Source organism: Paenibacillus sp. J23TS9, assembly GCF_018403225.1.
Classification (GTDB): domain Bacteria; phylum Bacillota; class Bacilli; order Paenibacillales; family Paenibacillaceae; genus Paenibacillus_AQ.
In genome coordinates this window covers 261,002-273,543 of the sequence record NZ_BOSG01000001.1, presented here as the reverse complement: position 1 = coordinate 273,543, position 12,542 = coordinate 261,002, and the positions used below count along the sequence as shown (strand labels likewise).

Genomic DNA, 12,542 nt, shown 5'->3' with positions numbered 1-12,542 from the left:
GCGAATGGCTACTCATCTTCAGCAAAAAAAACGGAAAACAAAAAAAAGAAGCACCCGCTCCGCTGAAATCAGCTTCGCTGCGCACGGACGTATGTTAAGGAGTTGTTATCCCTGCCATACGTCCGCCGGGGTGCTTCATGATAGAATGTCGGCTTGACTGTATTATAACAGCCGCTTGCAGCTGTAACTGTGAATTACATCACATTACATTTCTTCCACGGTAATTTTCGAACCTCCGCCTGCCTGGTCAGCCGGCAAGACCACCAGCTTACGCGGAAGACGGGCACGAAGCTCCGGAACATGACTGATAACGCCAACCGACAGGTGATCGTTATGCAGCTTTTCCAAGGATGAAATGACGGTCTCCAGCAAATCAGGATCAAGCGTACCAAAACCCTCATCCAGGAAAAAGAACTGCAGCGGATACTGTCCGCGAAGCTGTATCTGTGCGGACAAAGCGAGGGCCAGCGAAAGAGAGGTAAGGAAGGTCTCTCCTCCGGATAACGTGGAGACCGGTCTGCGAACCCCTCCATTGGCGTCGTCCCGGATTAGAAAGCCTCCGCCAGAATCCACTTCGAGGGCATAACGCTGCTTGGTCAGGAATCTCAGACGCTGGGAAGCAGACTGACTGACCTGCATCAGCTGTTCTTCCGCAATGTATTCGACAAAAGCATTACCGCGCAGACAGGATTGCAGCTTGGCAAGCTTCTCCGCTTCCTGCTGCCGCACAAGGCGCAGTTTCTCGAGCTCTGTCCAGCGAACATGCCGCTTCTTAATATCCTCCAAATCACGTTCTGCACGCGCTTTAGCCTGCAGGGCCTCCTCATCAGCTTGGCGGAAAGCAGCCAATTCCTGAGTCACGTGCAGCCAATGCTCTTCCGTCAGCGAGCTGCCAAGCAGCTGCTCTTCGAAATGCCTGATCGCTGCACGGAGATCCCTTTCTCTGTCACGGTGCTCCCGCACCCTGGCAGCAAGCTGCTCAGCCTCCTGCGGCTGAACATGCGCAGCCTCCACCTCAGCTTCATTGGCAAACGGTGAAGCTGACAGCAGCTTCTCCCATCGCTTGCCCGAGGCTTCATAATGGGCTGCAGCCGACTCTGCAGCTTGACAAGCCATTGCATATGCCTTTGCACTCTCATACTTAGCCTGCTCCGCAGACAGCCTGAGCTGTTTTGCCTTAGCGGCGGTCTCCCGCAATGCTTTCAGCTCCAGTGCGCAGGCTTCAAGCAGTGCCTCCGCCCGGTTGTCACCGATCCAGGCATACAGCCGTTCCTGTTTTTCTTTCAGGAGCTCTTGCTTGCCGCGAAGCTGTGCATCCAGCTGAATCAAATGCTTTTCTGACTCCGTTAGGCTCCGTTCCATGGACTGGACCGTATTCTTCTTTTCATCGAGAAAAGGAATACTCCGGCGCAGCCGTTCCTTCACATCTTCCGCATCCTGGTCTTTTTGCTGCATCTGCGACCACCGCGTCTCTACTTCTTCCATCAGAAGATCAGGCAGCTCCTTAGCCCACTTTTCTTGCAGCTGCGCCACTTCCTCCGCCAATTGTTCAAGTCTGTTCTTCAGCTGTTCCAATACACTGCTGCCTGCTTCCGTTTCAGCGGCATGTTTGATGGCCTGCTGCCGCAGGGCTTCACGTTGATCCCTCAGCTCTAGTGATTCTCTTTTCAGATTCGCAAGCTCGCCTGAAAATTCACGTTGGGCGTACTCAAGTCCCCTGGTCCGCTCCTCCCAAATAACCGTAGAGAAAGCGTCAGCTTTAGACGCAGCCTGCGTCGGTTCTGCACTTGCAGCCGAATGATCCAGCGCCATGGGTTCAGCTGAGGTTGCTGTTCCTCCCTCACATAGGCTGGAACATTCATGATACATCTGACGCGATGCATATTTAATATCCTGCAGCCGGGATCGATATCCCTGCAGCTGCCGAATCATATCTTCATGCATACCTGATTCAGCTGCATCCGAATGGGCAGGAACCGGATGCTCCAATGAACCGCATACCGGGCATGGCTGTCCTTCGTGTAACTCAGCAGCGAGAGAAAGCGACAAGCGCTGGAGCTGCTGCTGCTTCAGTTCTTCATGGAGCTGCTGCTCGTCCTTTTCCAGGCTCAACAATGCCCGTTCAGCCAGCTTTGCCTGTTCCTCTGCCTGTGTAAGACAAGCAGATACTTTGAAGATGAGCTGCTTTTCCTGATCCTGCAGCCGATGATGCTCGCTTACGCTCTGCTCATGCTTCTTTTGAGCTGATGCGAGCTTTTCCTGCTGCTGTTCAAGCTCTCTCTGTGCCTTTGACTTACCTTCTTCGGCGGAACGAAGCATCTGGCGGAGCTGAAGAGCTTTTTGCAGCATATCGCGTTCTTTCGATGTAATTTCCAATCCGTTCAGCTTTTCCTGAAGCTCTGACTGCTTTTGGGCTCCCCGGCTCAAAAGCTCCTGTTCCTTGGCGAGTGACTGCTGAAGCTCATTCATTCTGCTGGCGGCTTCCTTCTGCTGGGTACCGAGCTCCTCATAGAGAGATTGGATCCCGTCTCTTTCCTTTTGCAGCAGAACTGCCTGTTCCAGCTGTTCCTGGCGCTGCAGCAGCTTGGGCTCTCCGGCAGTCAAGGCTCCTTGCGCCGCATCATCAGATGCAGAGGCATCGGCCGCTGCCTGTTCCGCATGCGCAGCAGCAGTCTGAAGCACTGCCCTTTCCGACTCTTTTAGCTTCTGTTCCTGCCCGTTTTCTCTCCATAAAATCAGAGAAGGCAGAATCATAGACGAAGCCGCAGAATTCTCTAACCTTTTTTCCAGAAGAAGCATTTCATTTTCCGAAGCCAGCAGCTGATCAAGCTGAACCTGCTTTCGGTTCTTCTCCAGCTGCCGCTCACGGATTTTCCCCTTCACTTCTGCCTCCAGGGTTATTGCTTGAAGCTTGGTGCGGATGGCTTCTGCGTGAAGTGCGGCGTCATGAAGCTGTTTTTCCGTCATTTCGAGGGCTTCCTGTCCTGCTTCGCCAAGCCCCTGCTGCTCTGCTTCCACAGCTTTTAATGCCCCTTCGTTTTCCTTAACCCGCCGGCTGAGCTTGATTCCTAACTGGTCTCCATACTGTTCCAGATGGAACAGCCGCTGCAGCATTTGTCTGCGCTCACTGCCTTTCAGGGAGAGGAACTCGGCAAACTTACCCTGTGGTAGCACAACGGCACGGGTAAAATCATCCATTTTCAGCCCAATCTTATCCTCTACACAGCGCGTTACCTCGGCCAGCTTGTCGGCAAGAACATTCTCGCCCTCATCGTTAACCTCAATAAAGCGACTGACCGTATTGCTGACCGACAGCTCGCTCGTACGCTTGAATCTTCGTTCGACACGAAAGCGGTGCTTGCCTTCGGCAGAAGTCAACTCGAAGCAGAAGGAGACGAACAGAGTATCTTCAGAATGATTCATTATCCCCTGTGTTCCGTTGACGGCCCGATCAACCTTGCCGTACAAAGCGAGCGTCATGGCATCCAGCAATGTGGATTTGCCGCTGCCCGTTGGCCCGAAAATACCGAACAGCCCCATATCGCATAAATCCTCGAAATTAATCTGCTGCATTTCCCTGTAGCTTTGCAGACCGGAAAGTTTAAGCGTAATCGGCTTCATTCGTCGTCACCTTCCTTTACCCGCGCATCTTCTTCAACGAGCTCGAGAAACAGCTGCACCAGTTCATCATCCGGTACGGCGCCGCCGCTCTGACGCTGATAGAATCTGCGGAACAGCTCCGAAACAGGAAGCCCCGATCGCTCGTATTGCTGTTCCGCCTGCTCCATCTCCGGATAAATCGGACGGATGTGCACAAATCCATCCCGGCTTTTGCGTAGACGCTGTATTTCGCCAATGGACATCGATTCGGTGAGAGATACTTCAAGATCAATAAAAGCCTCTGTATCCTTCCCCTCATCCAGCCAGTGATACACCTCTTCCAATCCGCCTTTCGCCTTCCAGCGCACCAGTGGACGTCCACTCGACAGATAAACTTCTTCCATCACCGGCATACCACCTGGTGCAATATCCAGCATCATGACCGATTTAGCCTGTCCGGCTTCCGAGAAGCTGTAAGCTAGCGGAGAGCCGCTGTACCGGATGATACCCTCGCCTTTAACCGCCTGCGGACGATGGAGGTGACCCAGAGCTGTATATTGCGCTCCTACGGACAATGCTGATGGATCTACCGTGTAAGCACCACCGACCTGGATCGGACGTTCCGAGTCGGTTTCTACGCCTCCCAAGACATAAATATGGCTCATCGCCAGATTGACCGTTTTCGGCGTAAACTCCTGGGCAAGCTTGCCCATCAGCATGCCTACACGGGCGCTGTAAGCCCTGCGCAGCTCATCTTCCTTGCCCTCTGCAGACAAAAGCTCATTAAGCCGTGATTCGGAAGGATAGGGAAGCGCAGCGATCTTGGCGAGCTCTCCCGTGCGCGAAGTCCCCACCGTTATCGACTCAGCGACCGGAAGCCCGATCAGAGTGATTCCCTGCCTGCCAACCAGCGGTGAAACAGACGAGACACGTTCAGGTTGATCATGGTTGCCCGAGATAACGACAAGCGGCCGACCGTTCTCCGTTAATCTTGCGCATGCCTCATAAAAGAGCTGCTCCGCAGCCGCAGGTGGATTAACGGAGTCATATACGTCTCCTGCCATCATAATAAGGTCCGCCTGTTGTTCATTGGCGATCCGGACGAGCTCGTCCACAAAATCCTCCTGCTCTCTCAGCCTGCTGCGGCCTTCAAGCGATTTTCCAAAATGCCAGTCTCCGGTGTGCAGTATCCGCATGCCGCACTCTCCCCTTTCCCATGTGTAAGCTAAATAATATGATTGCGTTAAGCTAAGCACTCTTATCATCACAAGCGGACGGCATGCCCTCCATCAAAGAAGTAAAGCCATTTCTCGCTGATCTCTTCATGCAAAATATCTTTCAGCGCCTTCGCATACAGGTCCAGCTGAAATATATATTGTTCGGCAAGGGCATTTATCCCGCCCTTATGTTCCAATACTCTGTCCGTCTTGTAATCAACAAGCACCAGTTTGCCTTCCTGACGAAACAGACAATCGACCACGCCCTGAATCAGCACTGTTTCCCCTTGTAATAACGATATCTCGAACAAATCAGGGTTTTCCTCGATAAGACCCGGCTGCCCCGAGAACAGCCCTCTATGGGCTTCCTCTGCGGTCAGGCCATAGCTGAAAGGCATTTCTCGGGAAATCCATTCAGCAGCCTGCAGCCTTTCTCCAATATCGGTTCTGAAGAACATGCCGACTTCCTCAGGCTCGATAATATCCGCCTGCTCACGGGTTAAGAGCTCGCGCTCCAGCAAACGATGCACTGTTTCCGCAACAGCTGCAGCATCAATTTTGCCCTGCCCCAACGGGATATGCTGCATCAACGTATGATACACGGTGCCGCGCTCCGTAGGCGTCAATGCATTCTGCTCCATGAACTTCGGACGCTGCAGCGGGAGCGTAAAGGAAGAATTCCTATTTATATCCGTTAATTCCTTTCGCAGCTTCTCGTCCTCAATCCAATTTTCGGATGGCTGATCCTGCAAGGTCAGGAGTTTCTTCATTTCGGACACGGAGGTTTTGGCTGCCAGTCTTGTAGCTCTTCCATACGGATATTGCCAGGTCAGGCGGGTTCCGATCTCAGCTTCTTCAAGCATATCGGTTCTATCCTCCGCATCCACACGCTGCCGCTTCATTAAAGCCTCCAGCCGGTTCTTCCTTTCAGGAGTAGACTCTTCTTCCTCCTCCCAGCCACCAAGATTAGCCAAAGTAAGCTCATCCGCAGGTATGACCGACACTCTCCATACGGACGGATCGGAAGAAAGAACCGGAGAAACAGCATCACCAAGCTCCATCATCTCCCTCAGCTTCGCAGCCCCGGGATGACGGATTAAAGCAGGTCCAACCCAATCGATATAGCTTCGGCCTCTGGCCAGCAAGTAATCAGGAAGCATATACTCGGACTCATTCTGGACCTGTGCCCAGGACGATACCTTTTTATTCAAATCTTTGACGGTACCAATCAGAAACAGTTTTTCCTTGGGACGCGTCAGTCCTACGTAGAGAACCCTCATTTCCTCCGCCAACAGCTCCAGCTGTGATCTGCGCCGGATCGCAAGGTTGGGAAGCGTAGGGAAGCTTACTCGCTTCTCTTCGTCCACAAATTTAGGACCGAATCCCAGCTCCTTATGCATCAGAAATGAAGCATTCAGATCCTGCTGGTTGAAAGTCTTGGACATCCCTGCCAAAAATACAACAGGGAATTCAAGTCCTTTACTTTTATGAATCGTCATAATCCGTACAGCATTGTCTTTATGCTCAGTACCGCCTCCCCCGCCAAGATCACCGCCCCGGTCACGAAGCCGTGATACGAAGGTCAGAAAGCGAAAAAGTCCTCTGGAGGCTGTCGTCTGTTCGTACTGGACGGCACGGTCGTGCAAAGCCTTCAAGTTATTCTGGCGTTCGGCACCGCCCGGCAGTCCCCCGACCCAGTCAAGATAGCCAGTCTCCCGATAAATCCGCCATATGAAGTCGCCAAGACTCTCTTGACGGGATACATTGCGCCAGTTTTGCAGCTGCTGTACAAAACCAGCGATCTTGTACTTCAGTTTTGACGGAATACTTTCATCTGTGTCTGATACAGGAACTTGTACTAAGTCAACGTTCTCATGACCATCCGCTAAATCATGAAAGGTCATTTCCAAGGTTGCAGCCGCTTCAGCTCCCGCCCTTTCCATTTCTTCCATCACTTTGCTTTCGGCCGAGCTTTCTCCCAGCTGAACTGACGCTATTAACGCATCGTAAAAGGAGCCGTTCTGAGCTAGGCGGATCTGCGCCAGCTCTTCTTCCGTCAAACCGACAATCGGTGAACGCAGTACACCTGCCAAAGGTATATCCTGCTGCGGGTTGTCGATGATTTGCAGGAGTGACAGCATAATTTCCACTTCCGTCGCCTGGAAGTAGCCGCGGCTCTGGTCTCCATAGGCAGGAATACCAAGCTGCTTCAGCTCCTCCATGATGAGCGGACCCCAGATATAGGCTGATCTCAAAAGAATAACCATATCACCGTACTGCACCGGCCGCATTTCTTTAACAACCTTGTCAAATACAAGCAGCGGCCTTGCGGCGGTATCACCCATCATATTCCGGATTTTTTTGGCAATGGCTCTCGCTTCGAGCTGTGCCGTTTCCATCTCCATGATTTCGCTTTCCTGCATGAGACCTTCGCCGTCTCCATCCTGAGACTCTTCATCTGCAGAAGGTCCCTTGCCGGCACGGTCGATCAGAAGAAACTCAGGTTCATATGGATTCGCGCCAGTACCCTCTCCCGTCTGCTCTACAGTCGGGAACGAAGCACCATATACAAGCTCAGCACGTTGATCATAACTGATCTCTGCCACCGTTTCGTTCATGATCTGGCGGAAAATCACATTGACCGCATTCACCACTTCCATCCGGCTGCGGAAATTCCGCGCCAGGTCGATGCGGATCCCGCTCCCGCCACCGCTGTCATATCTGCGGTATTTATCCAGAAAAAGCCCCGGCTCCGCCAAGCGAAACCGGTATATACTCTGCTTCACGTCACCAACCATAAACCGGTTGCCAGGCAGATCCCTGGAGATGAGATTCACGATCGTTTCCTGGACACTGTTCGTATCCTGGTATTCATCCAGCAGCACCTCGTCAAACTGTTCACGATATTCCATTGCCGCATCGGATGGCATCGGATTTTCCGGTGTCGAATCGCTGTGCAGCAGAATCCGGAGGCAGTAATGCTCCAAGTCGCTGAAATCCACCGCTCCTCTTTTCCTCTTTTCCAGCTCATAGCGTTCTCCGAACTGGATCACAAGCTCAGCCAGCTCCTTCATCAATGGCGCCGCTTCATTCAGTTCTGTCAAAAAAGCTTCGGAGGAACGGCCAAACAAGGCACCGCGCAAATCAGCGGCTGTTTTTTTGACGGCTTCGCGCAGCTCCTTGACACGTTCCTGAAGCTGCGGGTCCGTCTCGTCCTTGCGTACGCTCTTTAACTTGCCGAAAGCTATCCCTTGAAAGACCTCATATAGCTCTTCCCAAGGGCGATGCTTCATGGCGTCCTGCAGCGTATGAATCATATCAAGATCCGCGTTTAGATTATCCGCATATGCCCCTGGTCCGCCCGGAGACATCGCGAGTTCGCGGGCCTGATTAAGAAGCCCTTCCGCACCTGCAAGGGCAAGGCGGGCATCCTGAAGGATGCTCTGAACCCAGGCGGTTTGTCCAAGGCTCGCTGTATCCGGAACTGCAAAGGCTGCAGCCGTATCCCTTAACCAATGATCCGGCCAGGCATGACTTCGTGAGAAATCATACAGCTTCTGAACCAGAACATGCATGGCGTCATCGGTGCGCTCACCGCTGAACCAGTCCACCAGACGGATAAAGTCGCTGCCCTCGCCATCGATTCCATACTTCTCTTCAAAAAGCTCTTCCAGAATTTCCTGACGCAGCAGCTCTGCTTCATTTTCATTAATAATACGGAAATTCGGATCAAGGGGAATCAGCTGATAATAGCGCCGAATGACTTCGAGGCAAAAGGAATGGAGTGTTGTGATAGATGCCCGTCCTAGCAATGACAGCTGTCGGCGTAAATGAACGTTCTCCGGATCCTTTTCAAGCTCCTGGTCCAAGGCTTCCCGGATACGATCCCGCATCTCCGCTGCGGCAGCCTTCGTAAAAGTTGCAACGAGCAGGCGGTCAACGCTGAACCCCTGCTCCGTATCTATTATTTTGCGGATAATCCGTTCCACCAGCACAGCGGTCTTGCCCGATCCGGCAGCGGCGGCAACGAGAATGTGATCACCGGTTTCCGAAATGGCCTTCCACTGGTCATCGCTCCATTTGCTGCCTTCTGGTTTAGGTATTAGGGTCAAGATGTTTCTCCTCCTTTGCTCTCGGACAACAGGTCCCATACCTGCGATTTATTCGGTTTGCTCAGCAGATGGTAGTGATTGCCCTCAACCGCCTCGTCAAACTGGCATACCGGCTTGTACGGACAGAATGTGCAGGCGGTCTCCTGCTGGATACGATACGGCTCAATTTTCACATCGCCCTCCGTAATCCGTGTTCCGATCGTCTCAATGCTGCTCCGAACGGAGGTAAGCAGATGATCCCACTGTTCCGGACTTGCAACCGATGCGCTGCTGTAGAAGCTTCCATCCGATTTGACCGCCACCGGCAGGATCGATGAATGTCCTTTGTCGAGTGATGTATCCATTTTGGACACGACGTCACGGTCGGCCATCAGCAGTCCTTTCATTTTGAAGCGTTTGAGAAGTTCTTCCGCAGCCTGATCCATCGTCATGCCGTTTGCGGACTGCAATATCGGATCATGCACATGAAAATACAGCGTGCCTGCCGGCAGAGCCTTGCTTCCCAGCCACTCATCTGCGTAAGTCAGAAGCACATCCAGGTATGTCAGCATTTGCAGGGCCAGTCCGTAATACACTTCATGAAGTCTGAGATCCTTTTGCCCAGATTTGTAGTCAATGACGCGAAGCAAAATTCCGTCTTCCCCCTGCGCCATATCCACGCGGTCAATCCGGCCGACAACCTCCATCACTGTACCGTTCTCCAGCTCAAAGGTGAGCGGTGGCAGCGGCTTTCCAGGACCAAAATCCAGCTCCAGCCCAACCGGTTCAAAGCTTCCCCGACGCGCATGTTCGCCTAAAATGATCGATGCTCTTCCAACGATATTTTTCAGCTTACGTGAGATATATCCGTACCTTTTGGAGCTGAGCAATATCTCGCCTTGAAGCATGGGAGCCAGACGTTCCACGGTCATCTCCGCTTCCCTCCGGCATTCCTCTGCCGACAAACTTCCCCAGCTGCGATGCTGTTCCTTCAGTCTGAGTGCCATTTCGCTCAGTGCCGCATGGAAAAGCTGCCCGATATCGGGTGCCTTCAGCCGGTACAGCTGGCGTTCCTTCAGCTTCAAGCCATGGGACGCAAAATGCGAGAATGGGCATGCCACGAATCTCTCCATGCGCGACACGCTTGTACGGATTTTGCTTCCATAGAGCCTGCGGCTGGTACCCTCTTGAAGCGTCATCGTGTCGTTTCGGTAAAACAGAGAGCGCAGCAGCATATCAAGCGGATCACGCCACTGTGAATCCTGTAAATACCAGTTGTAAACATTCCACCAAACCTCAGGTATCTTGGCGCCCTGTCTCCATCTTCTAAGCTGCACAATGAGATGGCTGAGCGTTTGGCGAGGATGCTCAATGTATATTTTATGCTCCAGGGCACTCTGATCCGCTCCAGGCTGCACTGACAGCGGCTCTTCCTTCAGACCTGAAAACATTCTTGTTACATGCCGTACCACTTCAGATGGCAGCAGTTCCTTGCCTTCGTCGTCCGCAGAAGGATAGCTGATCCATACATGCCGGCTCGCGGACGTGAGCGCGTTGTAGATCAGGAATCGTTCATCCAGCAGCTTTCGGGAAATTCCCGGAGCCAGCTCCATTCCTGTATCCGCCAGCACAGATCGCTCCTGTTCAGTTATAATGCCGTCCTCCTGGTATACTGCCGGGATCACACCATCATTTACGCCCAGCAAAAATGCATACTTGATTCCGCTCGTACGAGTGCGATCCATCGTTCCGACTAGCACTTGATCCAGTGAAGGCGGCACAAGACCCAGCTTCAGTTCACTGAGACCGGTCTCTAAAATCCCGGCAAACAAGTCGAATGTCATCTTCTCTGTACCCATCATTTCGACAATCTGATCCAGCAGGGTCAAAACCTCGCCCCATAATTGCCGGTGCTCCCTTGCCGCCTCTGGACGGCCATTTTGCAGCGCTTCCCGGCTCCACAAATCCAGCGATTGAGGTATTCCTGCATCCTCAAGAAGCCCGAAAACCGCCGTACTCATATCCCGGGCTGTCTTGGCATGTTTAATACGTTTATCAAAAGCCGAGAGCGGACCGGTAACTGCGCTCCGGCAGCGCTCCATCAGCTCCAGCATCTCCTCGCCCGTCTTCCGCTGCGGGGATCCCCCCTCTTCGAGAGAAAGGCTCGGGATCCCCTTCCATGGACGTCCATCCGTCCAGCGGTAGCCCTGTATGCCGCTTGCCAGAGCATAGTTCTCCAGACGGTCCATATCCTCGCGCGTCAAGGAACCGTCCAGCGGCAGAAGAAAATCGCTCTTCACACAGCGGAATACATCTTCATGCCTCCAAAAGCGCCGGACCACATCCAGCGCGGCACGCATAAATTCAACCAGCGGATGATGAAGCTCACTCCTTTTCTGGTCAAGGAACAACGGAACTCCATAATCCTGGAACAGCGGCATAACCAGATGCTCATAATCCCCAAGATTACGGACAAAAACAGCCATCTCACGGAAGCGGACGCCTTCATCCCGCGCCAGCCGCAGCATTTCCCGCAGCGCACCTTCGACTTCTGCTCGGCGCCCCGCTGCAGAATGGATAGAAATACCATCCGCTGATCCGGTTTCTACTGCCTGATAACGCAGCCGCCGATCATACCCCCGCTCCAGGTGGGCGAGCTGAGGGCTCCCTTGAAAGCGCGGCGGTACTGAAGGAGTAAGTACTTTGTTGTCTATTTCAATACCAAGTTCTTCCGCCATCCCTCTCAACTTGATATAAGTAGTCGCGGTCGGATGGAACAAATCCAGTTCATGAGGCATCCGCAAGCCGTCGTAAGGCTTATCCAGCGTGAGTGAAACAGTAACGGACGCAGCATGAAGCATCAGTTGGTTTACGACCTGAAGCTCCTGGGGAGTGAACCCATGGAAACCGTCAATCCAAATCTCCGCTCCCTGCAAATAGCTAGAATCTCTCACTGCCTCGGTCAGCCTGATTAAATTGTCTTCCTCATCGATATACAATGGTGACATTTCCTGCTCAAAATCCTTGTACACTGTCCACAAATCTTCGAGCTTGCTGCGCAGGATCGGTGTGGCTGCGGATGTTGCAATCATCTGATCCAGCACCTGCTTAACCGCGGAGGAGTCGATACAGTACCGCTTCATTTCAGTGTACACGTCTCCCAGACGGCCAACGAAGCCAAGCTGCTCGCCCGAGGCCCCAAACAGCTTTAACTCATCCTTGCGATGCTGAATAATTTTATATAGGAGCATTTTTTTGCCTTCATCGCTGATGCCGACGCGAGCAGCACCGCCGGTTTCCTGCATGACGCGGTAGGCCAGACGGCGAAAGCTCAGCACCTGGGCTCTTACGCTGCCTTTAATCCGGCCCGTCGTGACAAGTCCATGCTCTGCCTGAAACGATCCCTGCTCCGGAACCAGCAATATCATGGGTTTTCCCTGCGGCGCGGCCTCCAGCCTGGCAGAGATATCTTCAAGTATAGTTGTCGTTTTGCCGCTTCCCGAACGTCCGATAAGAAAATGAACCGCCATATTCTCCTCCTTCAATTTATGTAATCTATGAAATCAATGAATTGAATATTAATTCAGTAAACAACTGCAAACATATGATCTAGTATACCATATCGATAAAACAT

At 52.7% G+C, this 12,542-nt stretch carries 4 protein-coding genes; all 4 read right to left on the bottom strand.

The window, feature by feature from the left end:
• Positions 1-204: 204 nt before the first annotated feature.
• Positions 205-3,621: an AAA family ATPase gene (locus KJS65_RS01275; protein WP_213648244.1), complete on the bottom strand. Its 3,417-nt coding sequence runs from the start codon at positions 3,619-3,621 to the stop codon at positions 205-207.
• Positions 3,618-4,796 (bottom strand): exonuclease SbcCD subunit D, encoded by a 1,179-nt coding sequence (locus KJS65_RS01270; protein WP_213648243.1) that lies wholly within the window; start codon positions 4,794-4,796, stop codon positions 3,618-3,620. The genes KJS65_RS01275 and KJS65_RS01270 overlap by 4 nt, the downstream gene beginning before the upstream one ends.
• A 68-nt stretch (positions 4,797-4,864) precedes the next feature.
• Positions 4,865-8,968: a helicase-exonuclease AddAB subunit AddA gene (gene addA, locus KJS65_RS01265; protein ID WP_213648242.1), complete on the bottom strand. Its 4,104-nt coding sequence runs from the start codon at positions 8,966-8,968 to the stop codon at positions 4,865-4,867.
• Positions 8,926-12,438 (bottom strand): helicase-exonuclease AddAB subunit AddB, encoded by a 3,513-nt coding sequence (addB, locus tag KJS65_RS01260; RefSeq protein ID WP_213648241.1) that lies wholly within the window; start codon positions 12,436-12,438, stop codon positions 8,926-8,928. Before addB ends, addA begins: the two co-directional genes overlap by 43 nt.
• Between the last annotated feature and the right edge of the window lie 104 nt (positions 12,439-12,542).